Raw genomic sequence first — 26,029 nt, forward strand, 5'->3', positions numbered from 1 at the left:
TATTGCAATATTTTTCAGTTTCAGGGAGGAGTGACGTGAATTAACAGATAAATCAACCTGCAGGCTAATTAATTCCAACAGCTGGCTTATTTATTCGTCCTAAACTTGAATTGAAATAATTCATGGGAGCAAGATACGAATATGTATCATGGAGCAGAGAGAATTTCATGAATCAAGCGATTGTAATTCAGGGGGGGAGAAGGGCAGGATATTGAAGGAGATGTACAGTATATGAGTGTTGATGTTTTTACGGAAGACAGGGGCATCATATTCTGAGGTATTATGGAATTACCATTATAAAGTAATCGATTTTATTTACATGCATTCTTGTTTTTACTTATTCTTTTCATTATACTAGGAAGAATTTAATTGATAATATGCAAGTTGGATGGGCAAGGAAGAAGGCAGACAAATATAGAACCATGAAGGGATCGGTATTGTGAGTAAAAAGAGTAAGGAAAAGTTTGAAGTTATCGAGGGCGAGACGATCGATGCATGTTTAGATCGAATTAAAGCGGCAGGTTACTTTCCCGTAAGGCGAACGGAAGAGCCTATCTTTGCCGAGAGAATTGAGAATGGCAAAGTCCATTATGTGCCAGTTAATCGAAAAATTGTATTCGAAGCAAAGCTAATTGAGTAAAACACGAACGATTAATTAATATCATGTAAAAATATTCGATTTTAACTTGACATTAAAATGGCCGGAAGGTAAGATGAAGTTACATTAATACATCTCATATAATCATGGGGATATGGCCCAAAAGTTTCTACCTGATGACCGTAAATCATCGGACTATGAGAAAAGCATCTGACTATTTCGGAAACTAGCCAAGTCTTTTTGTATTTCCAAAAGGGCTTTCTTTTCCGGACAGGTTGCTTTCTCTATGAGGAAGCAACCTGTCCGGTTTTTTAATTTACAATGAATTATAGATAAATGATAAGCGTCTGTCTGCATACTCGGGACGCCATAATATGAGTGTTGGAGGGAAAGATGATATGAAACCGCAAGTTGGGGTTATTATGGGTAGTGTCTCGGATTGGGAAACGATGAAGTACGCTTGTGAATCATTGGAACAGCTTGAGATCCCCTATGAAAAAAGAGTCGTTTCCGCCCACCGGACGCCGGATTTATTATTTGAATATGCAGAGAGTGCAAAAGATAGAGATATTAAAGTGATTATTGCCGGAGCAGGCGGGGCTGCACATCTACCAGGTATGACCGCCGCTAAAACGATTGTCCCTGTGATTGGCGTGCCAATACAGTCGAAGGCATTAAATGGGATGGATTCGTTATTATCGATTGTTCAAATGCCTGGTGGCGTACCGGTTGCAACGGTTGCGATCGGAAAAGCCGGCGCAGTCAATGCCGGTTTGTTAGCGGCTCAAATGTTAGCGGCTTTTGATTCTGACATTGCTGATAGGCTAGAGGCTTTACGAGACGAAACCAGAGAAAAGGTGTTACAGAGCAGTGAACAACTTAAATAATACAATCATATTACCGGGACAGACCATTGGAATTATCGGCGGTGGGCAATTGGGCAGGATGATGGCCTTGTCAGCTAAGGCATCGGGCTTTAAGATAGCGGTCCTTGAGCCGACTGCAGAAGGCCCATGTGCTCAAGTGGCGGATATTGAAATCATTGGTGCTTATGATGATATCGAAGCATTGAAAAGGTTAGCTGACGTCAGTGATGTCATAACATACGAGTTTGAAAATATTAGTTCGGAAGCCTTGGATTGGTTAAAGCAACATGCATTTCTTCCACAGGGCTCAGAATTATTAAAGTTGACACAGGATAGATTGACAGAAAAAAAAGCCATATCCGATGCAGGAGCTTCCGTTGCTCCATATCACGAAATACAGGATATTTCAGAAATTTACCTTCATATAGAGAAATTAGGGTACCCTAGTGTGTTAAAAACGACGCGGGGCGGTTATGATGGAAAAGGGCAGTTGGTCATTAAGGAAGAAGCCGATATCAAAAAGGCTGAATCCCTGCTCAAAACAGGTATATGTGTGCTGGAAGCCTGGATTCCTTTCGTGAAAGAAATATCCATCATCGTGACGCGTAAGGCTGATGGCGAGACAAGTCATTTTCCGATTGCGGAAAACATTCATATTGAAAACATTCTTCATAAAAGCATTGTTCCGGCCCGTATCAGTATCCAAGCTGAACGGAAAGCTATTGATGAAGCTTTGCAGCTTGCAGAGAAACTTGATTTGGTGGGGACATTGGCAGTCGAGATGTTTTTAACCGCTCAGGATGATATCATCATTAATGAATTAGCGCCAAGACCACATAACTCAGGCCATTATACAATGGAGGCATGTGAGACTTCACAGTTTGAACAGCATATAAGGGCTGTCTGCAATTGGCCTCTCGGAAATACGGCGTTATTGAAGCCCGTGGTAATGATAAACATCCTTGGTGAGCATATCGAACCCTTGTTGGATGAAATTCCGACGCTTTCAGATTGGAAGGTTCACCTTTACGGTAAGAAAGAAGCCAAGCTTAAGCGGAAAATGGGTCATGTGAATATTTTACGTCCAACGATTGAGGAAGCTCTTTTGGAAAGTGATCGAAGCAAAATATGGAATCAACAGGTTGAAACGGAGGAAGTAAAATGATTGAACGTTATACCCGCCCAGAGATGGGAAACATTTGGACAGAAAAGAACCGCTTTAATGCGTGGTTGGAAGTTGAAATCTTAGCTTGTGAAGCATGGTCGGAGCTAGGTGTCATTCCAAAAGAAGATGTGAAGCTTCTTCGCGAAAATGCTACATTCGATGTCGACCGTATCAATGAAATCGAAAAAGATACACGCCATGATGTTGTTGCTTTTACACGTGCGGTTTCCGAAACGTTGGGTGAAGAACGGAAATGGGTCCATTACGGACTGACTTCCACTGATGTGGTGGATACAGCTCTTTCATATGTGATAAAGCAGGCGAATGAGATCCTTGCCAAGGATTTAAATAACTTCGTGGAGATCCTGAAAAACAAAGCGAAAGAACATAAATACACGGTTCAAATGGGACGTACACATGGAGTTCATGCGGAACCGACCACATTTGGGTTGAAACTGGCACTTTGGTATCAAGAAATGAAACGCAATGTCGAACGTTTTGAAGAAGCAAGAAAGAACATAGAGGTTGGGAAAATCTCTGGGGCTGTCGGAACTTACGCAAACATCGACCCGTTCGTTGAAAAATTCGTTTGTGAAAAGCTTGGCCTTGAAGCAGCGCCAATCTCAACACAAACATTGCAACGCGATCGCCATGCACATTATATGAGTACATTGGCTTTAATTGCGACATCTATTGAAAAGTTTGCAGTGGAAATTCGCGGCTTGCAAAAAAGTGAAACACGCGAAGTGGAAGAATTCTTTGCAAAAGGACAAAAAGGATCTTCTGCAATGCCTCATAAACGGAATCCAATCGGTTCTGAAAATATGACGGGTATGGCTCGTGTAATCCGCGGTTACATGATGACAGCATATGAGAATGTGCCATTATGGCATGAGCGTGACATTTCGCATTCTTCCGCTGAGCGCATCATCTTGCCGGATGCAACGATCGCATTAAACTATATGCTGAACCGTTTCAGCAACATAGTGAAGAACTTGACCGTTTATCCAGAAAATATGAAACGCAATATGGACCGTACGCTGGGATTGATTTTCTCACAACGTGTGCTGCTATCCCTTATCGATAAAGGACTTGTCCGTGAAGAAGCTTATGATACGGTTCAGCCGAAAGCGATGGAAGCATGGGAGCTTCAGGTTCCATTCAGAAGCCTGATCGAAAAGGATGATAAAATCACAAGCTTGCTTACGAAAGAAGAACTTGATGATTGTTTCGATCCTACACATCACCTGAAAAATGTTGATGTAATCTTTGATCGTTTAGGTTTATAAAAGTGAAGGCGGCAAACATGGCACCTTTAATGGTGATATGTTTGCCAAGCCTGATCAATGGCAGGAAGATTCATAATATTCACAATGTGGGGGTCTGGACAGATGGAAAAACGAGAATTGTTGTATGAAGGAAAAGCGAAACAGATTTTTGCAACGGACAACAGTGAAATAGTATGGGTGGAATACAAGGATTCGGCAACGGCATTCAATGGTGAGAAGAAGTCAGAGATTGCCGGAAAAGGCAAGTTGAATAATCAAATTACTAGCTTACTATTTTCGAAGCTTGCCCAAGAGAATATCCCGTCCCATTTTATTGAAATGCTTTCCGAACGGGAGCAGCTAGTCAAAAGGGTATCCATCATTCCGCTAGAAGTCGTTGTCAGAAATACGGCTGCCGGCAGTTTTTCTAAAAGGACTGGCATTGAAGAAGGCCAGCCGCTCAAGAAAACGCTGATTGAGTTTTACTATAAAGACGACGAGCTCGGCGATCCTCTGTTAACGGAAGACCATATTGAAGAATTGGAACTTGCAAGCAAGGAAGATGTAGCGATTTTAAAAGAAAAGGCACAAGAAATCAGTATCGTCTTAACGTCTTTCTTTAAAGAGTTGGACATTAAATTGATTGATTTTAAATTAGAGTTCGGCAAAACCCCGAATGGAGACATTCTGCTGGCAGATGAAATTTCACCTGATACCTGCCGATTATGGGATATTAACACGAACGAAAAATTAGACAAAGATGTATTCCGCCGTGATTTAGGAAGTTTAACAGATGCTTACGAAAAAATACTAGCAAAGTTGGAGGGCACTCAACATGTATAAGGTTAAGGTATATATCACACTACGCGAAAGTGTATTAGATCCACAGGGAGCAGCAGTGCAACAATCACTTCATAGCTTGACATATAACGAAGTTAGTGATGTTCGAGTGGGGAAATACATTGAACTTACAATTAAGGATACGGATCGTGATTTAGATCAACTTGTGAAGGAAATGTGTGAAAAACTATTGGCCAATACGGTAATTGAAGCTTACCGTTATGATGTTGAGGAGGTTATCACCCAATGAAATTTGCTGTCATAGTTTTCCCTGGCTCCAATTGTGATGTCGATATGTACCATGCGATAAAGGATGCACTGGGGGAAGAAGTGGAGTATGTTTGGCACTCTACAGACAATCTAGATCAGTATGATGGGATTCTCCTTCCTGGAGGTTTCTCTTATGGAGACTATTTACGCTCTGGAGCAATTGCACGCTTTTCGAATGTAATGGCTGAAGTCGTAAAAGCGGCACAAGCAGGAAAGCCTGTCTTGGGTGTCTGCAATGGTTTTCAGATTTTACTTGAAGCAGGACTTTTACCTGGAGCGATGCGCCGTAATGAAGGCTTGAAATTCATTTGCCGCAATGTAGGACTGAAGGTTGAAAATAACCAATCGATGTTCACGACAGGATATGAATTAAATGAAACGATTACGATCCCTGTGGCACATGGTGAAGGGAATTACTACTGCGATGATGAAACATTGGCTGAATTAAAACAAAATAACCGCATCTTGTTCACGTATGATGGTGAAAATCCAAACGGAAGCTTGGAGCAAATAGCGGGAATTACAAATGAACAAGGAAATGTCCTCGGAATGATGCCTCATCCCGAACGTGCTGTTGATTCGCTGCTTGGCAGTAAAGACGGCTTAAAGATTTTTCAATCCATCGTAAAAAACTGGAGGGAATCACATGTTATTACAGCTTGAACCAAGTCCGGAAAAAATTAAATCGGATCGATTGTACGCAACAATGGGACTATCCGATGATGAATTTGCAATGGTGGAGAAAATCTTAGGCAGACTGCCGAATTATACGGAAACTGGTTTGTTTTCGGTTATGTGGTCAGAGCATTGTTCCTACAAAAATTCAAAACCCATCTTAAGGAAATTCCCGATTACAGGGGAGAAAGTGCTGCAAGGTCCTGGTGAAGGAGCAGGTATCGTTGATATCGGTGACGATCAGGCTGTCGTTTTTAAAATTGAAAGTCATAACCACCCTTCGGCAATAGAGCCTTATCAAGGTGCTGCTACCGGTGTCGGCGGAATTATCCGTGATGTTTTCTCCATGGGAGCCCGTCCGATCGCGATGTTGAACTCACTTCGCTTCGGTGAGCTAGACAATGATCGCGTGAAATATTTATTTAAAGAAGTGGTTGCAGGGATTGCAGGATACGGGAATTGTATCGGAATTCCAACTGTCGGCGGAGAAATTCAATTTGATCCATCGTATGAAGGAAATCCTCTTGTCAATGCAATGTGTGTCGGTTTGATCGATCATAAGGACATTAAAAAAGGCCAAGCGCATGGAGTGGGCAACACAGTGATGTATGTGGGTGCCAAAACTGGACGTGATGGCATTCATGGAGCAACATTTGCATCTGAAGAGCTATCAGAGTCTTCGGAAGAGAAACGGCCTGCCGTACAAGTAGGCGATCCATTCATGGAGAAACTGCTTTTGGAAGCATGCCTTGAATTGATTCAAAATGATGCCCTTGTTGGCATTCAGGATATGGGAGCAGCAGGTCTTACAAGCTCATCTGCCGAGATGGCGAGTAAAGCTGGCTCAGGAATAAAAATGAACCTGGATTTGGTACCGCAGCGTGAAACGGGAATGACAGCATATGAAATGATGCTTTCTGAATCACAAGAGCGGATGCTGATCGTTGTCACTAAAGGACGCGAACAGGAAATCGTCGACTTGTTTACGAAATATGACCTAGAAGCGGTTGCTGTTGGTGAAGTAACGGATGATAAAAATCTAACACTTTCCCATCAAGGTGAAATCGTTGCAGAGGTTCCGGTTGATGCATTGGCTGAAGAAGCTCCTATTTATCACAAGCCATCTGCAGAGCCGCAATATTTCCGTGACTTCCAAAGCATGACGGCAGAAGTGCCAGTCATTGAAGATTATAAAGAAACATTGGTATCCCTATTGAAGCAACCGACAATTTCGAGTAAGGAATGGGTCTACGACCAGTATGATTACATGGTCCGCACGAATACAGTCGTCTCACCTGGATCGGATGCAGCGGTAGTGCGTGTACGTGGTACGAATAAAGCCCTTGCCATGACGACGGATTGTAACTCCCGCTTTATTTATTTAGATCCTGAAACAGGCGGCAAAATCGCTGTGGCTGAAGCAGCCCGTAACATCATTTGCTCGGGTGCGGAACCTTTAGCGATTACGGATTGCTTGAATTTTGGGAATCCAGAAAAACCAGAAATATTCTGGCAACTGGAAAAAGCGGCAGACGGTATGAGTGAAGCTTGCAGAAGCTTAAGTACTCCTGTAATCGGCGGAAATGTTTCCCTTTATAATGAAACGAATGGTGAAGCGATTTATCCGACGCCTGTAGTTGGAATGGTTGGTCTAGTCAATGACCTTAAGCACATAACAACACAAACATTTAAAAATGAATCCGATTTGATTTACGTGGTTGGCGAAGCGAAAGTGGAATTCGGAGGCAGTGAATTACAGAAAATGCTCGAGGGTAAAATCTTTGGACGCGCTCCAGAACTTGATTTGGACCTTGAACAAAAACGTCAGCAGCAAATTCTGACAGCAATCCAAAAAGGACTTGTTGCATCAGCCCATGACCTTTCGGAAGGCGGTTTGGCAGTGGCTTTAGCTGAATCTTTATTCGGGGCAAGCAAACTAGGGGCAAAAGTGAATATATCCGGGGAACCTGTATCTGAATTATTCAGTGAAACGCAATCACGATTCTTACTGTCCATCAATCCTGAAAATCAAGCGTCATTTGAAGCTCTTGTTGAAGATGCGATTTGCATAGGCTCAGTAACGGCTGATAATAAATTAGTCGTGGCAACAAGTGATAGCAAAGTATTGGAAGCGGACGTTGAAGATTTACAAACAGCTTGGAAGGGAGCCATACCATGCTTGCTGAAATAAGAAGCCTAAACGAAGAGTGTGGTGTTGTTGGAGTCTGGGGACATCCCGATGCAGCGCAGCTTGCTTACTACGGTTTGCATAGCTTGCAACATCGTGGTCAAGAGGGAGCGGGCATCGTCGTGACGGATGGTGAGCAGATGTCCATCTCTAAGGGCGAAGGACTTGTCACAGAGATATTCACTGCGGAAAAAATGCAGGCACTTTCCGGTAGCGGTAAAGCGGCAATAGGCCATGTCCGTTATACAACGGCAGGCGGCGGAGGGTATCAAAATGTTCAGCCTTTCCTGTTCAATTCTCATACAGGAGGGCTGGCCCTTGCTCATAATGGGAATATCGTCAATGCCCATCAATTAAAAGCACAGCTTGAAGGACAAGGAAGCATTTTTCAAACGACCTCTGATACGGAAGTTCTGGCCCATCTGATTAAACGCTCCGGCTACTCGGATGTAAGAGATTCTGTGAAGAACAGTTTAAGTATGCTGAAGGGAGCCTATGCCTTTGTCATCATGACCGAAACCCAAATGATCATGGCAAGAGATCCGCATGGCTTCCGTCCACTTTCCTTGGGGAAAATAGGCGATGCATATTTCGCTGCATCTGAAACATGTGCACTTGATATTGTAGGTGCAGAATTCATCCGGGATATTGAGCCGGGTGAACTCGTTGTCATAAATGATGAGGGAATCACATCCGAATACTTTTCGCTTTCCAGCCAACAGGCAATGTGCACGATGGAGTACGTGTATTTTTCCCGTCCGGATAGCAACATTGATGGTATCAATGTTCATACGGCACGGAAAAACCTTGGTAAGCAAATGGCACTCGAAACCAAAATTGAAGCAGACGTAGTTACAGGTGTACCTGATTCCAGCATCTCGGCAGCGATTGGCTATGCTGAAGCTGCGGGCATTCCTTATGAAATGGGCTTAATAAAGAATCGTTATGTTGGACGGACTTTCATTCAGCCATCACAAAGTCTGCGTGAACAAGGCGTAAAGATGAAACTATCACCTGTAAGAGGGGTAGTGGAAGGCAAGCGGGTCATAATGGTTGATGATTCAATCGTCCGCGGGACAACGAGCAGAAGGATTGTCCGCATGTTAAAAGATGCCGGAGCGAAAGAAGTGCATGTAGTAATCAGCTCACCACCGATCAAGAATCCATGTTTTTATGGCATAGACACGTCTAAAAAGGAAGAACTGATTGCAAGCTCAAAATCTGTGGAGGAAATAAGGGAAATCATTGAAGCTGATTCCTTAACTTTTCTAAGTGTCGAAGGTATGGTCGAAGCAATTGGACGACCGTTTCCTGGAGAAACGCGCGGTTCATGCCTAGCTTGTTTCACCGGAAATTATCCGACTGAAATTTTTGAATACGAACGAGAAAAAACAAAATGTTAATCAAGTCGGCAATGATGATTGATTTTCGGAGGAGGATTTCAAATGGCTAATGCATATAAACAGGCTGGTGTGGATATTGAGGCTGGTTATGAAGCGGTAAATCGAATGAAAAAACATGTAAAGCGCACATTTCGTCCAGAAGTAATGAATGGTCTGGGCGGTTTCGGCGGCATGTTTGATTTATCTTCCTTGAACCTTAAAGAACCTGTGCTCATTTCTGGTACGGATGGAGTGGGAACAAAACTTTTGTTAGCGTTCATGATGGATAAACACGATACAATTGGAGTGGATTGTGTAGCTATGTGCGTCAATGATGTTGTCGTTCAAGGTGCTGCACCTTTATACTTTTTAGATTATATTGCCTGCGGTAAAGCAGATCCTGAACGAATTGAAATGATCGTCAAAGGGATTGCAGATGGCTGTGAGCAGGCGGGCTGTGCTTTAATCGGCGGAGAAACGGCTGAAATGCCGGGCATGTATGAGACGGAAGAATACGATGTGGCAGGTTTTACTGTAGGTGCCGTTGAAAAATCACGTCTTATTACTGGTGAAGCGATTTCGGCTGGTGATGTCGTTATTGGACTCGCTTCAAGCGGCATCCACAGTAATGGGTATTCACTTGTTCGTAAAATCCTTCTTGAAGACTCAGGCATGGGGCTTCATGACTTCGTACCGGAACTGGATTGCAAGTTGGGTGAGGAATTATTAAAACCGACGAAAATCTATGTGAAGTCCGTTTTATCGACGTTGGAAAAATTTGAGGTTAATGGTCTTGCCCATATCACCGGTGGAGGATTCATCGAGAATATTCCGCGTATCCTTCCTGAAGGATGCGGTGTTGAAATCGAGCTTGGAAGCTGGGAAATTCCAACTATATTTTCATTCCTTGAAGAAAAAGGGAACCTTGTAAAAGAGGAAATGTTCAATATCTTCAATATGGGTATTGGGATGACGGCTGTCGTCAAAAAAGAAGTGGCATTGGATGTGCTAGCCCACCTAAAGTCTTGCGGTGAAGAAGCCTCAATTATTGGAACGATCGTGGATGGAAATGGAGTGTCGTTCAAATAATGAGACGCCTTGCTGTCTTTGCATCAGGTAACGGTAGTAATTTTCAATCAATTGCTGAAGCAATAAAAAGTGGAAAGTTGGAGGCGGAAATCTGTCTTGTCGTATGCGATCGTGAAGACGCATATGTGCTTGAGAGAGCAAAGCTTGAGAATATTGACTCTTTCTCCTTTTCAGCAAAGAATTACTCCAACAAGACTGAATATGAATCGGAAATCCTGGAAAAACTTCGCCAGTATGAGATAGAGTTCATCATTCTTGCTGGTTATATGCGTTTGATCGGTCCGACATTATTACAAAAGTATTCACAGAGGATTGTGAACATCCACCCTTCACTTCTGCCAAGTTTTCCAGGCAAGGATGCAATTGGCCAGGCTTTTGATGCCGGAGTGAAGGAAACGGGGGTAACCGTTCATTATGTTGATGATGGAATGGACACAGGACCGGTCATTGCCCAAAAAACAGTGCCGATTCTTGAAGGGGATACGAGAGACATCCTTCAAAAAAGGATACAGGAAATGGAGCATGACCTGTACCCATCAGTTTTGCAGGAGCTATGCCACAAGAAACTTACTTAATGGAGGGACCAACATAACATGAAGAAACGCGCATTAATTAGTGTATCGGATAAAACAGGTATCGTAGAATTTGCTCAAGGTTTAATTGAAGCAGGTTTTGAAATCATTTCTACAGGCGGTACCAAAAAAACGCTTCAGGAAAATGGTATTGAGGTAATTGGAATCAGTGACGTCACCGGTTTCCCGGAAATTTTGGATGGACGTGTTAAAACGCTTCACCCGAATGTCCATGGAGCAGTGTTGGCAAAACATGATGACAAAGGTCACGCAGCACAGCTTGCTGAGCATAACATTGAACCCATTCAACTTGTCTGTGTAAACCTATATCCATTCCAAGCGACTATTTCCAAACCAGAAGTCACTGTGGAAGATGCTATTGAAAACATCGATATCGGTGGACCGACAATGCTTCGTTCTTCTGCTAAAAACCACGAATATGTGACTGTTATCGTTGATTCCAATGATTATCCTACCGTGTTGGCTGAGCTGAAACAAAACGGCGGGGTAACAAAAACCACGAATCGCCGCCTGGCTGCAAAAGTTTTCCGTCATACAGCAGCATATGATGCAGTTATTTCAGAGTATATGACAGAGCTTGCCGATGAAGAAAATCCTGAATCATTGACTGTTACCTATGAATTGAAACAGTCGCTTCGTTATGGGGAAAATCCACATCAAAAAGCCGCATTCTATAAAAAACCGCTTGGTTCCGTTTTCTCGATTGCAGAAGCGAAGCAATTACATGGAAAAGAACTATCATACAACAACATCAATGATGCTGATGCAGCACTTCAAATCGTAAAAGAATTCAATGAGCCTGCTGCAGTTGCAGTCAAACATATGAATCCTTGCGGCGTCGGCGTCGGTGCGACTATTTTGGAAGCATATGAAAAAGCTTATGAGGCAGATGCCACCTCCATTTTCGGTGGGATCATCGCTTTGAACCGTGAAGTCGATAAAGCGACTGCGGAAAGGCTTCATGAAATTTTCCTTGAAATCATCATTGCCCCTGGGTTTACACAAGAGGCAGTGGAAGTATTGACAAGCAAGAAAAACCTACGTTTATTAACGATCGATTTTGACGCGGTTAAAAAGCCTGAACGTAAATTGACATCCATTGAAGGCGGATTGCTTATTCAAGATCGGGACGCACATAGCTTAAAGGATGCAGAGGTAAAAGTGGCAACGAAACGTGAGCCTACACCTGAAGAGTGGAAAGCCATGGAACTTGGCTGGAAAATCGTGAAACATGTCAAGTCGAATGCAATAGTGGTTTGTAACGATCAAATGACATTAGGTGTTGGCGCAGGTCAAATGAACCGTGTGGGAGCTGCAAAAATTGCTCTGGAACAAGCTGGGGAAAGAGCGACAGGAAGTGCATTGGCATCAGATGCATTCTTCCCAATGGATGATACTGTAGAAGCGGCAGCAAAAGCGGGCGTCACGGCAATCATTCAGCCTGGTGGATCTGTTAAAGATGAGGATTCAATCAAGAAAGCTGATGAATATGGGATTACAATGGTGTTTACAGGAATTCGTCACTTTAAACATTAATCAAAAACGAGGTGCGATAATGAATGTACTAGTAATTGGCCGGGGCGGCAGGGAGCATGCCATAGCCCGCAAACTATTTGAAAGTAAACGGGTTGGGACCGTTTTTGCAGCACCGGGAAATCCAGGGATGACAGATGTAGCGACTCTTGTTCCAATTGATGAAAACAATCACAGGGAATTGGTTGCCTTTGCCAAGAATAATGCAGTTGCATTAACGGTGATCGGGCCCGAAACACCATTGTTGAATGGACTTGCAGATGATTTTGCGGAGGCAGGATTACAGGTATTTGGCCCTAATGGCCGTGCTGCTGTCATCGAGGGAAGTAAATCCTTTGCTAAAGATTTAATGAAGAACTATAGCATTCCGACAGCGGAATATGAAACATTTTCTGATTATGATGCAGCAAAAGCATATATCGAAAAAATGGGTGCCCCCATTGTCATAAAAGCGGATGGTTTGGCAGCAGGAAAAGGTGTCGTAGTTGCTATGACGATGGAAGAGGCGTTAGACGCCATCCATGATATGCTAGTCGGAGCAAAGTTCGGGGAAGCATCTGCCAAAGTCGTTATTGAGGAATTCCTTGATGGCGAGGAATTTTCATTGATGGCATTCGTTAATGGGGAAAAAGTGTATCCGATGGTCATTGCTCAAGATCATAAGCGGGTTTTTGATGGAGATCAGGGTCCGAACACAGGTGGAATGGGTGCATATTCACCGGTACCGCAAATATCCGATGAAATGATCCAGACTGCAGTCGAAACGATTCTTAAACCCACGGTAAATGCGATGATTTCTGAGAATCGGAGTTTTACAGGAATATTATATGCCGGGTTGATCGCCACTGAAAAGGGCACAAAAGTCATTGAGTTCAATGCCCGTTTTGGCGATCCGGAAACGCAAGTCGTTTTACCTCGTCTAAAGACAGACTTCGTAGATACGCTTGAAGCGGTTCTTTCTGGAGAGGATTTACAACTTGAATGGCATGAAGAGGCCGTGCTCGGAGTGGTCGTCGCAGCTGATGGATATCCTGGGGAATATAAAAAGGGATCTATCATTAAAGGCTTGGAAAAGATTGATCCGAAAGCCCATGTTTATCATGCTGGAACGGCTCTCAATAATGAAGGGAACTTCATCTCGAATGGCGGACGTGTACTTCTGGTTGCTGCAAAAGGGAAAGATTTGGCCTCTGCGCAAGCTGAAGTATATAAAGAGTTAGGGCATATTGAGAAAGACGGTTTATTTTGGCGAACGGATATTGGCTACCGAGCAATAAAATACAATTTTTCATCATAATATAAAGAAGCTGACTCTAAGCGGAGTCAGCTTCTTCTATAAGACTTAATATGAATCAGATTGATTCGATTCATTTTCCTGTTTTGGTTCTTTTGTCATCAAGTTTTGTCCGTTTTCCATCGCATCGACGACAGGACAATAACGGAGGATCCCTTCACCTATTTTCATGGCGGAAAGCATGGCCACGATTATATAAGATTGGTTCTTCCATGGTTTTTTCACCATTTTAGCCGTAGCCCATGTTAGAAATGTAAAACCACAAGTAATTCGCATTAAAGCATTTATTATACTGATATTTTGTTTAAACTTCATATAAAATCCATCCCTTCACAAAAATTTAACAATAATCTGGATAACATTACTGTTCTAATGAGGCAAGTATGTTACTATGAAATAAAATTGGATTGAAAATGGTTTTTTTCATACACTGTTTCTAATAACTTATGGGGGAATGTTTATGCTTGAACAGCGCTATAGATGGAAAAATAAACATCTAAGAGAACATATAGATGTGCTGGATGGCAATAGGGCACCACACATTCTGCTAAAAAATACGACTTATTTAAATCAGGCTTTACGAAAATGGGTAAAAGCGAATATATGGATATATGAAGATCGCATCATATATGTTGGTGATAAGCTTCCTGATAATATAGACCGCTGTGAAATGGTCGACTGTACAAACCAGTACTTGGTTCCGGGTTATATTGAGCCGCATTCACACCCTTCTCAATTATATAATCCCCTTTCTTTTTCACGTTATGCATCTCATTTTGGCACAACGACATTGATCAATGATAACTTGCCGTTTCTATTGCAGTTAGATAAAAAGAAAGCGTTTTCTCTTTTGAAAGAATTACGTAACATTCCTGTAACAATGTATTGGTGGAGCCGTTTTGACGGACAAACGGAATTGATCGATGAAGATATGGTCTTTTCCCATGGAGCCGTCAAATCATGGATGGAGCATGACGCCGTATTACAGGGAGGGGAACTAACTGGATGGCCGAAGCTTCTCGATGGGGATGACATGATGTTGCACTGGATTCAGGAAGCCAAGCGAATGAGGAAGAAAATAGAAGGACACTTTCCAGGTGCTTCAGAGAAGACTTTAGCAAAAATGACCTTGTTCGGCGCCGATTGTGATCATGAGGCAATGACAGGTGATGAAGTCATGTCACGCTTGCTGCAGGGCTATTATGTATCGTTAAGACATTCTTCGATCCGTCCGGATTTACCAAAGCTGATACAGGAAATCCATGAACTGGGCATTGATCATTATGACAAATTCTTTTATACGACAGATGGATCACCGCCGTCCTTTTATGAAGGTGGTTTCATAGACTGCTTGATCAAAATAGCGATAGAGCATGGCGTTCCGGTCATCGATGCCTACAATATGGCGACCATCAACATCGCACGATATTATAACATTGAATACCTTCATGGCAATATTGCGACAGGGAGGGTGGCGAACATCAACTTCCTGACCGATGTAAAGGAACCCGCACCGGTTTCGGTAATGGCGAAAGGGAAATGGGTGAAAAGGGGTGGTGAGATCATTCCGGATAAACAGGAAATCGAATGGAGTGATTTCGATTTTAAACCGCTCGATCTTGATTGGGATCTCAGTTTAAAGGAGGATTTTGAATTTTCCATGCCGTTCGGGATAGAACTGGTTAATAATGTAATTACGAAACCATACTCCCTTGCCAATGATGTTGGGCATGAAGAACTGAACTTTGAGGATGATGAATGCTTTTTCATGCTAATCGACCGGGAAGGGAAATGGCGCATCAATACGATATTAAAAGGGTTTGCGGACAAATTGTGTGGCTTTGCTGGCTCTTATACAAATACAGGTGATATCATACTGATCGGTAAAAGGAAAAAGGATATGCATTTGGCATTTAACCGGCTGAAGGAAATTGGCGGTGGAATCATTTTGACGGAACAAGGCAAGGTGATTCATGAACTTCCTCTGAAATTAAAGGGAGTCATGTCGACCAAGGAGGTTCCTGAATTGATAAAAGAAGAAAATGAATTGAAACATTTGCTGCGGGAAAGAGGTTATCGCTTCGCCGATCCTGTGTATACCCTTTCATTCTTTTCGACAACCCATCTGCCATATATAAGGCTGACCCAGCGAGGAGTATATGATGTAATGAATAAAACTATACTCTTTCCCACTATAATGCGTTAAAATATAAGAGAAGAAATGGCTAATAAATCAGAGGAGTGGAAAGATGAAATTTAAGAGAGTTCTTTTCATCGTTATTGCTATTTTGCTGCTGGCAGGCTGTTCGACGAAAGAGGACCCTGCATCGGATGACAGTAAGCCGAAAGACCAAGCTGTCATCAAAAATACAGATGTGAAAAATGAACCTTCCAATGAGTTTCCACTTACAGGTATGGCCACCGAAGCAGGCAGTGAGCGAAGGGCTGCAGCAGTGATGATTAATAATCATCCGGAAGCACGCCCGCAATCGGGCCTCTCAGAAGCCGATATGGTTTACGAAATGCTCGCAGAAGGTGACATAACCAGATTTTTAGCTATCTTCCAAAGTGAAATGCCTAGTCAAATCGGTCCGATTCGGAGTGCAAGGGACTATTATATCGAATTGGCTAAAGGCCTTGATTGCATCTATGTCTGTCATGGGTATAGCCCCGAGGCAAAGACCATGCTGGACAGAGGGTATATTGATAACTTGAACGGATTATATTATGATGGTACTTTGTTTCAACGTTCGGCAGATCGAAAAGCACCGCATAATTCCTACACCTCCTTTGAGGATATCGAAAAAGGTGCAAAGGAAAAGGGTTATGAGTTAAATGGTGCACCGAAGCCTTATGCTTTCCTTACAAAAGAAGAGGCAGCTGGACTTCAAGGGGAACCGGCATTGAAAACCGAGGTTTCCTACGGATCAGACGAGTATGATGTACAGTATGAATACGAAGCCACGGAAGAGAAATATAAACGTTATTCGAATGGAGAGCAAACAGTCGAGCATAAATCGAATAAACCTATTTTACTGGATAATATATTGATCATTGAGGCTGCTCATCAAGTGATCGACGACAAAGGGCGTCGAAAAATCGACTTGAAAAGTGGCGGAAATGGTTATTTACTTCAAAAAGGAAAAGCGAATGAAGTAGAATGGGTGAATAAGGATGGTCGTATTACACCAGTGAAAAACGATAAAGAGGTAGGGTTGGTTCCAGGGAAAACTTGGATCAATATTATTCCGGATGAACCTGGTTTAGTAGGAGACGTCTCATTTTGATACCCATGAAATTGAGGGGGAGTAACATGCAAATTGATAAGTTAAGAGGAAAAGAAACGGATCAGCTGTTCAAGTCGATCCTTTCCTTGCGTGATTTGGACGAATGCTATCGATTTTTTGATGATCTATGCACAGTTAATGAAATTTCATCATTGGCACAGCGTCTTGAAGTAGCCCGCATGCTTGAAGAAGGAAAAACCTATCATAAAATCGAAACGGAAACAGGTGCAAGCACGGCTACGATTTCCAGGGTCAAACGCTGCTTGAACTACGGAAATGATGCTTATTCCATGGCTCTGAACCGTATTAAGGATAACGTAGAGGAAACAACTGAATCATAATTCTTTCGATTATAATAAAAAGCTGGGGAATTCATTTCCCGGCTTTTTATTTTGTGTCCAGCACGCTCATTGCCGGCTGTCTTTCAGCCGTATCCATGTTATATTGGATTTTAGATTAAAAGGTTCCATTTGGTAATAACATTTTATCGATACTTCTCTTTTTTAATGAAAAATCTTAATGCTATAATGGTGTAATGGGAAGTGTGAATGGAGGATTATAATGTACGATTTTCGCGAGTGGAAACATGTTTTCAAACTCGATCCAAATAAAGAAATAAGTGATGAGGCCCTTGAGAAAGTCTGTGAATCCGGTACTGATGCAATCATGGTCGGGGGAACGGATGGTATCACGCTTGAGAATGTGCTTCATTTAATGGCACGTGTCAGGCGATATACGGTCCCATGTGTGATGGAAATTTCTTCAGTTGAAACGGTGACCCCGGGGTTTGATTTATATTTCATTCCGAGTGTCCTGAATAGCACCAACCCGGATTGGATGATGAAATTGCATCAGCAAGCAGTCAAGGAATACGGATACCTTTTGAATTGGGATGAAATTTTCGTTGAAGGGTACTGTATCCTGAACCCTGGGTGCAAGGCGGCCCAATTGACGAAAGCCAATACTGATTTGGATATGGATGATGTGGGTGCATACGCGATGATGGCGGAAAAGATGTTCAACCTGCCGATCTTTTATTTGGAATACAGCGGTGATTATGGCGATGTCCAGATGGTGGAAGCGGCCAAAGAGAGTTTGGAAGATACCATACTATTCTATGGCGGTGGGATAAAATCGGTTGAACAGGCCAAAGAGATGTCCAAGATTGCGGATGTCATCGTTGTCGGCAATGTGATTTATGAAGACTTGAAAGTGGCCCTTGCAACAGTTACGGCAGTTAAATGAAAACATGTAAGAAATATAGTATACTAAAACAGAAACGAATGTTCGTATAGGTGGTGTGATAATGCAATATTTAGCGGAAAAATTATTAATTGGTTTGAATGAACAGCAACAAAAAGCAGTGAAAGCAACAGATGGTCCACTTTTAATCATGGCTGGGGCAGGAAGTGGAAAGACGCGTGTGCTGACTCACCGAATAGCATACTTGATGGTCGAGAAGGAAATAGCGCCTTGGAACATCCTTGCAATCACGTTCACCAACAAAGCGGCACGTGAGATGAAGGAGAGGATCCGTGCCATACTTGGCGGTGCATCCGAAGATATCTGGATTTCGACTTTCCACTCGATGTGTGTCCGTATTCTACGAAGAGATATCGACCGTATCGGATTTAATAGGAACTTCTCGATATTGGATACGACGGATCAGCAATCGGTCATAAAACAAATCATGAAAGACCGTAATATGGATACAAAGAAATATGATTATCGTGCCATTTTGGGCAGCATCAGTTCAGCGAAAAATGAATTGGTCGGGCCGGAAGAGTACCTGAAGACGGCGTCTGATTACTTCACTAAAGTAACGGCCGATGTTTATACGGAATATCAAAAACGGCTGCGCAAAAATTCAGCGCTCGATTTCGATGATTTGATCATGATGACGATTCAATTGTTCCAGCTCGTACCTGAGGTGCTTGAATATTATCAGCGTAAATTTCAATACATTCATGTTGATGAGTACCAAGATACGAACAGGGCTCAATACATGCTTGTTAAATTATTGGCTTCACGCTTCCGTAATCTCTGTGTTGTCGGGGATTCCGATCAATCGATCTATCGTTGGCGCGGTGCGGATATTGCGAATATCCTTTCATTTGAAAAAGATTATCCGAATGCCAACATGATTTTCCTTGAACAGAATTACCGCTCGACGAAAAAGATCCTTGCAGCTGCGAATAAGGTCATCGATAACAATCAAAACCGTAAGCCGAAAAATCTTTGGACCGAGAATGCAGATGGCAATAAGATATTCTATTACCGTGCGGACAATGAACAAGGGGAAGCGCAATTCGTAGCCGGAAAGATAAATGAGATAGTTCAGGACGGCAGCAGGAAGTATTCAGATATAGCAATACTTTACAGAACGAATGCACAATCACGTGTCATGGAGGAAGTTCTGCTTAAATCCAATATTAATTATGCAATAGTCGGGGGCACTAAGTTCTATGACCGTAAAGAGATTAAGGATTTACTTGCCTATCTTCGACTTATTGCGAACCCTGATGATGACATCAGCCTTCGCCGTGTAATCAATGTGCCGAAACGCGGAATTGGTGCAACTTCGATGGACAAAGTGGCAGATTATGCAGATCAATATGATGTTTCCATATATAAAGCACTGGAGTCTGTGGAAATGGCAGGGATAAGCGGGAAGGCCACCAAAGCGGCAAGGGAATTCCATACGCTGATCACTAATTATACAAATCAGCAGGAGTACTTATCCGTGACGGAACTTGTGGAGGAAGTCATCGAGAAAACCGGTTACCGTGAGATGCTGCAGGCAGAAAAAACGATTGAATCACAAAGCCGGCTTGAAAATATAGATGAGTTTTTATCTGTTACGAAAGCGTTCGAAGATAACAGCGAGGACAAATCATTGGTGGGCTTTTTGACTGACTTGGCGTTGGTTGCCGATATAGACCAACTTGACGAGAATACCGAAGAAGCTACAAATACGGTAACGTTGATGACATTGCATTCAGCGAAGGGACTTGAATATCCGGTAGTCTTTCTATTGGGCCTTGAAGAGGGGGTTTTCCCTCACAGCCGCTCGCTTATGGATGAAGAGGAGATGGAAGAAGAACGCCGCCTGGCTTATGTGGGAATTACAAGGGCCGAAAATGAACTATTCATAAGCAATGCCCAAATGCGGACATTGTATGGACGGACGAGCATGAATCCTGTTTCACGTTTCATCAGTGAAATACCAGAGGAACTTCTAGAAGACCTAAAACCGAAACCTGCTCCTAGGGCTAGGCAAACGCCTTTCAGCTCTTCGAGGACCGGGTCTCCTTCAACGGCTTCAACAAGAAAAGTGCCTGCCTTTGGAAAAGCTGTTTCTGCACCATCCGCAACGGGCGGTGAAGAAATTGGCTGGGCTGTCGGTGATCGTGCCTCCCATAAAAAATGGGGTATAGGAACCGTGGTGAGCGTAAAAGGGGAAGGCGAAGGAAAGGAATTGGATATTGCCTTTCCAAGTCCAATCGGCATCAAACGCCTATTGGCGAAATTTGCACCAGTTGAAAAAGCATAAGCTATTAATATGCTCCTGCTGGTAAAGAATAGGGATATCTGACTTTAGACACCGCTCTTCTATCAGAAGTGCGGTGGAGTCTTCTTTAGAAAGGATTGAACGTATGGACATACAAGCTGCAGAGAAGAAAGTTCTGGAACTGCAAACGTTATTGAACCAATACAGCTATGAATATTATGTGATGGACCAGCCATCAGTACCTGATGCTGAATATGATCGGCTGCTACGTGAACTTATTGGGTATGAGGAGAAATTTCCGGAACTGCAAACGGCGGACTCGCCGACACAACGGGTCGGTGGCGCCATTTTGGATATGTTTGAAAAGGTGGAGCATACCACACCGATGCTTAGTTTAGGCAATGCCTTCAACGAAAGTGACTTGCGGGATTTCGACAGAAAGGTCAGGCAATCTGTAGGTGACGATTTTTCCTATGTATGTGAATTGAAAATTGACGGACTTGCCGTCACACTTCAATATGAGAATGGATATTTCGTAAGAGGGGCAACCCGTGGAGACGGAACGATCGGTGAAGATATTACCGCCAATTTGAAAACGATCAAGTCGATCCCATTGAAGCTGCGGGAGCCAGTTGCCATAGAAGTGCGCGGTGAGGCATTCATGCCAAAAAAATCATTCGAATCATTAAACAAGGCTAAGGAAGAACGCGGTGAGGAACCATTTGCCAACCCGCGAAATGCCGCTGCCGGCTCGTTAAGGCAGCTTGATCCGAAACTTGCTGCGAAACGGAACTTGGATATTTTCCTTTATGCGATTGCCGATTTGGGGGAAACGGGGGTCCGTTCCCATAGCGAGGGTCTGGATTTATTGGATAGACTCGGGTTTAAGACGAACCGGGAAAGAAAAACATGCTCGAATATAGAGGAAGTACTGGCCTATATAGTAGAATGGACGGAACAACGTCCAAACTTAGCCTATGATATTGATGGAATTGTCGTAAAGGTGGATTCCCTTGAACAGCAGGATGAATTAGGTTTTACTGCAAAAAGTCCGCGATGGGCCATTGCTTATAAATTCCCAGCTGAAGAAGTCATTACAACCCTAAGGGATATCGAGCTGAATGTGGGCCGTACGGGTGTATTGACCCCGACTGCCGTTTTGGATCCCGTCCGGGTAGCAGGTACGACTGTGCAGCGAGCTTCACTTCACAATGAAGACTTAATCCGTGAAAAGGACATCAGAATCGGAGATCAAGTGGTTGTGAAAAAAGCGGGTGATATCATTCCAGAGGTAGTCAATGTACTGGCAGAGCGCCGTACAGGGGAAGAAGTCGAGTTTCAGATGCCGACTGAGTGCCCTGAGTGCAGCAGTGAACTTGTCCGGCTGGACGGGGAGGTTGCTTTACGCTGCATCAACCCGAAGTGTCCTGCACAAATACGGGAAGGTTTGATTCACTTTGTTTCCCGTACAGCTATGAATATAGACAGTCTTGGTGAAAAAGTGATTAGCTTGTTATTTAAAGAAGAACTCATACAAGATGTGGCTGATATTTATAAGCTTACATACGATCAACTGATTGCTTTGGAAAGGATGGGGGATAAATCCGTCACTAAACTTCTTCAAGCAATCGAAGCTTCGAAGACCAACTCGTTGGAAAAATTACTATTCGGGCTGGGCATTCGCCATGTTGGTTCCAAAGCTGCCAAGACGCTTGCGAGGGAATTCGGGACGATGGAAGCCTTAAGCAAGGCGAGCCGTGAAGAACTAACGGCCATTAATGAAATAGGCGATAAGATGGCTGATTCCATCGTAGCTTATTTTGAATTGGAAGAAGTCCATGCATTATTGAATGAGCTGGATGCAGCCGGTGTGAATCTTACTTTCAAAGGGCAAAGAGCTGTTGCTTTAGAAGATATCGACTCTTTTTTTTCCGGTAAAACAGTCGTTTTAACGGGAAAACTGCATCAGTTAACACGTAACGAAGCTAAAGAGAAATTAGAGGCGCTAGGAGCTAACGTTGCTGGAAGTGTCAGCAAGAAAACCGATTTGGTCGTAGCTGGTGAAGATGCCGGTTCCAAACTGGAAAAAGCTGAAAGCCTAGGCGTCATGGTATGGGATGAAGAGAGACTGATTGAGGAACTAAATAAATAAGAGGTGTAGCTATGAGGAAACACTCCATTTTGGGGATGATTCTTATACTGCTTCTTGCTGGATGTGCGCCTAGTTTCGAGGATAAGCAAGAGGTAGTTCAAGACTCCAAAGACAAAAAAGAAACGGCAATTATTCCGAAGTATAAAATTTCGGAAGAATATTATCAAACAATCCTACCGTTTGAACCATCAAAAGCACGCGGTTTGGTCGTATCCAATCTAAATACCAGATACGACATTGAAGAATTCGAAAATGGATTGATGCGGTTGGCCCAAACCCAATTCGACCCGGAAGATTACCTGTTTCAAGAGGGGCAAATGCTAGATAGTTCCAAGATATCTTCCTGGCTGAACAGAAAATATACCGATAGTCAGTTGAAAGAAAAGAAGATGAAGGCCTCAGAGAACCTTGGCTTGAATCCGGTTGATCCGGGCAAAGGCGACATTGATAAGCGGAATGAAGAAAATCCGATCTATCTTGCCCATATTTTAGAACATAATTACTTGGTCAAAACAAAAGATAATTCAGTAAGCCTTGGCGGAGTTGTAATCGGTCTTGCGTTGAATTCAGTGCATTACTATCAAAAAGAGGCATTCGGTGCCACCTATGAAAATAAAATCGATAGTAAAAAGCTAAAGCAAGAAGGGGAAAAAATTGCTGCAGAAGTTTTAAAAAGGCTGCGTAAAATGGACAAGCTGAAAAATGTTCCGATTACGATTGCCTTATTCGAGCAAAATGAAAAATCTTCAGTAGTCCCTGGGAATTTCATTTCCTATACAAATATCGATAAAAACTCGAACAATATTGGGAAATGGACGAACTTGGACGAAGAGTATTTCCTATTTCCTTCTGCTGCTGCTGAAAAGAAATACCGTGATGACGTCAATACTTTCACGAACTTTAAAGAAGATGTCGAAGAATACTTCCCTAACTTTAACGGAGTCATCGGCAGGGCGTTCTATATGGATGATCAATTGCAAAGCCTGAACATCGATATACCCATTCAATTTTATGGGAACTCGGAAGCAATAGGCTTTACCCAATATGTTGCTGGGCTCATAATGGAACGTTTCCCGAACTATATTGCCGTACAGGTATCCATTACGTCTGTAAATGGACCTGAAGCGCTCATAGTCCGTGAAGCGAATCAGGACGAACCAACCGTTCATATATACGAATGAAAAAAGGATGAAGCTTAGCGGCTTCGTCCTTTTTTTCGATTGGAATCTATTTCTTGTGAATGTCAATATAATCTTTAACAATGAACAAAGATATATAATGGAAAGTAAACCCTTCCATCTTAGGGAACAAGTGCTTTAAAAAGGCAACATTTGTCGAATTTTAATAGTCTTATTGTCATTTCCCCGGAAATTCCGGCAACTTTCCCATATTTCCCGGAAAATATCTCTTTTTCCTTATGAAATAATTGAATTTCGACATTGTATCTCTTGTTGCTTTACTGTGCAATAGTTTGATATGATTTAAACGATGATTATATGGAGAAAAGCGACGAAATTCAGTCGATTTGGATATTTTTTCGGAGGTGAAGAGAATGTCACGTATTACTATGGAACAAGTTAAACACGTTGCCCATTTGGCCCGATTGGCCATTACGGAAGAAGAAGCAAAACAGTTTCAGCATCAGCTTGACCAAATGATTTCATTCGCGGAGCAGTTGAATGAGCTTGATACGGATCAAGTAAACCCGACTTCTCACGTTTTGGATATGAAGAATGTTATGCGCGAAGATGTCGCAAAACCAGGATTGCCAGTGGAAGAAGTAGTTAAAAATGCACCGGATAGCAAAGAAGGATATATCCGTGTACCATCAATAATTGAATAAGGAGGGACAATGATGTCGTTGTTCGAACAAAAGGTTTCTGAGCTTCATGAACGATTACATAAGAAAGAGATAAGTGTCACTGATCTTGTGGACGAATCGTATAAGCGAATCGGACAGGTAGAGGTCAAGGTGAAGGCATTTTTGACACTTGATGAAGAAAACGCCCGCAATCAAGCAAAACGTTTGGATGATCAATTGGTAAAAGGCGAGAACGAAGGCGCTTTATTTGGTATGCCAATCGGAGTGAAGGATAATATTGTCACTAAAAATTTACGTACGACTTGCGCGAGCAAAATTTTGGAGAACTTTGATCCAATCTATGATGCAACCGTTGTTCAAAAGCTACAGAAGGCAGAAACGGTTACGATCGGTAAATTGAATATGGATGAGTTTGCGATGGGTTCTTCCAATGAGAACTCCGCATTTCAAGCAACACGCAACCCTTGGAATACGGAATATGTGCCAGGCGGTTCTTCGGGTGGTTCAGCTGCATCTGTCGCTTCCGGTGAAGTCCTATTCTCTTTAGGTTCCGATACGGGTGGATCGATCCGCCAACCAGCGGCATATTGTGGAGTCGTCGGCTTAAAACCTACATATGGACGGGTTTCCCGATTCGGCCTTGTAGCATTTGCGTCTTCATTGGACCAAATCGGACCTGTTACAAGAACTGTTGAAGATAACGCTTATTTGCTTGAAGCGATCTCAGGAGTAGACCCAATGGATTCGACCTCTGCTAATGTTGACGTGCCGAATTTTGTGAATTCATTAACAGGCGATGTTAGAGGATTGAAAATAGCTGTGCCTAAAGAATACCTTGGTGAAGGCGTTGGTGAAGAAGCGCGTAATTCCGTACTTGAAGCATTAAAAGTATTAGAGGGTCTTGGAGCTCAATGGGAAGAGGTTTCCTTGCCGCATTCCAAATATGCTTTAGCTGCCTATTATTTGCTATCTTCATCGGAAGCTTCGGCTAACCTTTCACGTTTTGACGGTGTACGTTACGGACACCGGACAGATAATGCAGAAACTCTTATAGAAATGTATAAGCAAACCCGTGCAGAAGGATTCGGTGACGAAGTGAAACGCCGTATCATGCTTGGAACGTTCTCCTTAAGTTCCGGTTATTATGATGCTTATTATAAAAAGGCTCAAAAAGTACGTACATTAATCAAAAAAGACTTTGAAGATGTCTTTGAAAAATATGATGTCATCGTTGGGCCGACTACACCTACGCCTGCATTTAAAATTGGTGAAAAAGTCGACGATCCATTAACGATGTATGCGAATGATATCCTGACGATTCCAGTCAATCTTGCTGGCGTACCGGGTATATCCGTGCCATGTGGATTCGCAGCGAATGGTCTTCCGCTTGGACTGCAAATGATTGGGAAGCATTTTGATGAAAGCACGATTTACCGCGCGGCTCACGCATTTGAGCAAGCAACAGATTTTCATAAACAATTTCCTAAGCTGTAAGG

23 protein-coding genes and 1 riboswitch are annotated in these 26,029 nt (G+C 42.8%); of the genes, 22 read left to right on the forward strand and 1 reads right to left on the reverse strand.

What is annotated here, in order from left to right; genetic code table 11:
• Positions 1–439: 439 nt before the first annotated feature.
• The 13 genes from AC2YHV_RS04260 to purD all read left to right on the forward strand — a co-directional run bounded on the left by AC2YHV_RS04260 (position 440) and on the right by purD (position 13,764).
• Positions 440–640 (forward strand): NETI motif-containing protein, encoded by a 201-nt coding sequence (locus tag AC2YHV_RS04260; protein WP_034306130.1) that lies wholly within the window; start codon positions 440–442, stop codon positions 638–640.
• Between the two features lie 74 nt (positions 641–714).
• Positions 715–816: riboswitch (purine riboswitch) on the forward strand.
• 180 nt (positions 817–996) lie between these two features.
• Positions 997–1,485: a 5-(carboxyamino)imidazole ribonucleotide mutase gene (gene purE / locus AC2YHV_RS04265; RefSeq protein ID WP_034306127.1), complete on the forward strand. Its 489-nt coding sequence runs from the start codon at positions 997–999 to the stop codon at positions 1,483–1,485.
• Positions 1,469–2,629, forward strand: a complete 1,161-nt coding sequence (gene purK / locus AC2YHV_RS04270) for a 5-(carboxyamino)imidazole ribonucleotide synthase (protein WP_278088496.1) — start codon at positions 1,469–1,471, stop codon at positions 2,627–2,629. The genes purE and purK overlap by 17 nt, the downstream gene beginning before the upstream one ends.
• The gene (gene purB / locus AC2YHV_RS04275) at positions 2,626–3,918 is read left to right on the forward strand and encodes an adenylosuccinate lyase (RefSeq protein WP_034306123.1); all 1,293 of its coding nucleotides are present in this window, start codon (positions 2,626–2,628) and stop codon (positions 3,916–3,918) included. Before purK ends, purB begins: the two co-directional genes overlap by 4 nt.
• 102 nt (positions 3,919–4,020) lie before the next feature.
• On the forward strand, positions 4,021–4,740 hold the full coding sequence (gene purC, locus AC2YHV_RS04280) for a phosphoribosylaminoimidazolesuccinocarboxamide synthase (protein WP_048680630.1): 720 nt from the start codon (positions 4,021–4,023) through the stop codon (positions 4,738–4,740).
• The gene (gene purS, locus AC2YHV_RS04285; RefSeq protein ID WP_034306118.1) at positions 4,733–4,987 is read left to right on the forward strand and encodes a phosphoribosylformylglycinamidine synthase subunit PurS; all 255 of its coding nucleotides are present in this window, start codon (positions 4,733–4,735) and stop codon (positions 4,985–4,987) included. The genes purC and purS overlap by 8 nt, the downstream gene beginning before the upstream one ends.
• The gene (gene purQ, locus AC2YHV_RS04290) at positions 4,984–5,670 is read left to right on the forward strand and encodes a phosphoribosylformylglycinamidine synthase subunit PurQ (protein ID WP_048680628.1); all 687 of its coding nucleotides are present in this window, start codon (positions 4,984–4,986) and stop codon (positions 5,668–5,670) included. The genes purS and purQ overlap by 4 nt, the downstream gene beginning before the upstream one ends.
• Positions 5,654–7,873: a phosphoribosylformylglycinamidine synthase subunit PurL gene (gene purL, locus AC2YHV_RS04295; protein WP_063577529.1), complete on the forward strand. Its 2,220-nt coding sequence runs from the start codon at positions 5,654–5,656 to the stop codon at positions 7,871–7,873. The genes purQ and purL overlap by 17 nt, the downstream gene beginning before the upstream one ends.
• Entirely contained in the window at positions 7,858–9,273 is a 1,416-nt protein-coding gene (purF, locus tag AC2YHV_RS04300; RefSeq protein ID WP_048680621.1) for an amidophosphoribosyltransferase, read from the forward strand. The genes purL and purF overlap by 16 nt, the downstream gene beginning before the upstream one ends.
• Before the next feature lie 42 nt (positions 9,274–9,315).
• Positions 9,316–10,341 (forward strand): phosphoribosylformylglycinamidine cyclo-ligase, encoded by a 1,026-nt coding sequence (gene purM / locus AC2YHV_RS04305; protein WP_063577528.1) that lies wholly within the window; start codon positions 9,316–9,318, stop codon positions 10,339–10,341.
• A complete protein-coding gene (gene purN / locus AC2YHV_RS04310; protein WP_034306109.1) occupies positions 10,341–10,916 on the forward strand; it encodes a phosphoribosylglycinamide formyltransferase in 576 nt (191 codons plus the stop codon). The genes purM and purN overlap by 1 nt, the downstream gene beginning before the upstream one ends.
• A gap of 18 nt (positions 10,917–10,934) precedes the next feature.
• Positions 10,935–12,470 (forward strand): bifunctional phosphoribosylaminoimidazolecarboxamide formyltransferase/IMP cyclohydrolase, encoded by a 1,536-nt coding sequence (purH, locus tag AC2YHV_RS04315; RefSeq protein ID WP_034306107.1) that lies wholly within the window; start codon positions 10,935–10,937, stop codon positions 12,468–12,470.
• A gap of 19 nt (positions 12,471–12,489) precedes the next feature.
• Positions 12,490–13,764 (forward strand): phosphoribosylamine--glycine ligase, encoded by a 1,275-nt coding sequence (purD, locus tag AC2YHV_RS04320; RefSeq protein WP_487372679.1) that lies wholly within the window; start codon positions 12,490–12,492, stop codon positions 13,762–13,764.
• Positions 13,765–13,809: 45 nt separating this feature from the next.
• Here the strand turns inward: purD and AC2YHV_RS04325 are convergent, their stop codons facing one another.
• A complete protein-coding gene (locus tag AC2YHV_RS04325) occupies positions 13,810–14,076 on the reverse strand; it encodes a YgaP-like transmembrane domain (RefSeq protein WP_034306101.1) in 267 nt (88 codons plus the stop codon).
• A gap of 145 nt (positions 14,077–14,221) precedes the next feature.
• Between AC2YHV_RS04325 and AC2YHV_RS04330 the strand changes: the two genes are divergently transcribed.
• The 9 genes from AC2YHV_RS04330 to gatA all read left to right on the forward strand — a co-directional run bounded on the left by AC2YHV_RS04330 (position 14,222) and on the right by gatA (position 26,027).
• Positions 14,222–15,967, forward strand: a complete 1,746-nt coding sequence (locus tag AC2YHV_RS04330) for an adenine deaminase C-terminal domain-containing protein (RefSeq protein ID WP_487372680.1) — start codon at positions 14,222–14,224, stop codon at positions 15,965–15,967.
• A gap of 43 nt (positions 15,968–16,010) precedes the next feature.
• The gene (locus AC2YHV_RS04335) at positions 16,011–17,048 is read left to right on the forward strand and encodes a DUF3048 domain-containing protein (protein ID WP_487372681.1); all 1,038 of its coding nucleotides are present in this window, start codon (positions 16,011–16,013) and stop codon (positions 17,046–17,048) included.
• 26 nt (positions 17,049–17,074) lie between these two features.
• Complete coding sequence (locus tag AC2YHV_RS04340; protein WP_034306094.1) at positions 17,075–17,389, forward strand: YerC/YecD family TrpR-related protein; 315 nt, start codon at positions 17,075–17,077, stop codon at positions 17,387–17,389.
• Between the two features lie 220 nt (positions 17,390–17,609).
• Positions 17,610–18,293: a heptaprenylglyceryl phosphate synthase gene (pcrB, locus tag AC2YHV_RS04345; RefSeq protein ID WP_057278492.1), complete on the forward strand. Its 684-nt coding sequence runs from the start codon at positions 17,610–17,612 to the stop codon at positions 18,291–18,293.
• A 61-nt stretch (positions 18,294–18,354) separates the two neighbouring features.
• Positions 18,355–20,601: a DNA helicase PcrA gene (pcrA, locus tag AC2YHV_RS04350; protein ID WP_487372682.1), complete on the forward strand. Its 2,247-nt coding sequence runs from the start codon at positions 18,355–18,357 to the stop codon at positions 20,599–20,601.
• A gap of 103 nt (positions 20,602–20,704) precedes the next feature.
• Entirely contained in the window at positions 20,705–22,711 is a 2,007-nt protein-coding gene (ligA, locus tag AC2YHV_RS04355; RefSeq protein WP_487372683.1) for an NAD-dependent DNA ligase LigA, read from the forward strand.
• 11 nt (positions 22,712–22,722) lie between these two features.
• Entirely contained in the window at positions 22,723–23,892 is a 1,170-nt protein-coding gene (locus tag AC2YHV_RS04360; RefSeq protein ID WP_057278495.1) for a CamS family sex pheromone protein, read from the forward strand.
• Between the two features lie 371 nt (positions 23,893–24,263).
• Positions 24,264–24,554 carry an Asp-tRNA(Asn)/Glu-tRNA(Gln) amidotransferase subunit GatC gene (gene gatC / locus AC2YHV_RS04365; RefSeq protein WP_063577522.1) on the forward strand — a complete coding sequence of 97 codons (291 nt, stop codon included), beginning with the start codon at positions 24,264–24,266 and terminating at the stop codon, positions 24,552–24,554.
• Between the two features lie 12 nt (positions 24,555–24,566).
• Positions 24,567–26,027 (forward strand): Asp-tRNA(Asn)/Glu-tRNA(Gln) amidotransferase subunit GatA, encoded by a 1,461-nt coding sequence (gatA, locus tag AC2YHV_RS04370; RefSeq protein WP_487372684.1) that lies wholly within the window; start codon positions 24,567–24,569, stop codon positions 26,025–26,027.
• Positions 26,028–26,029 lie beyond the last annotated feature (2 nt).

The organism is Peribacillus sp. SRI_006, assembly GCF_057586375.1.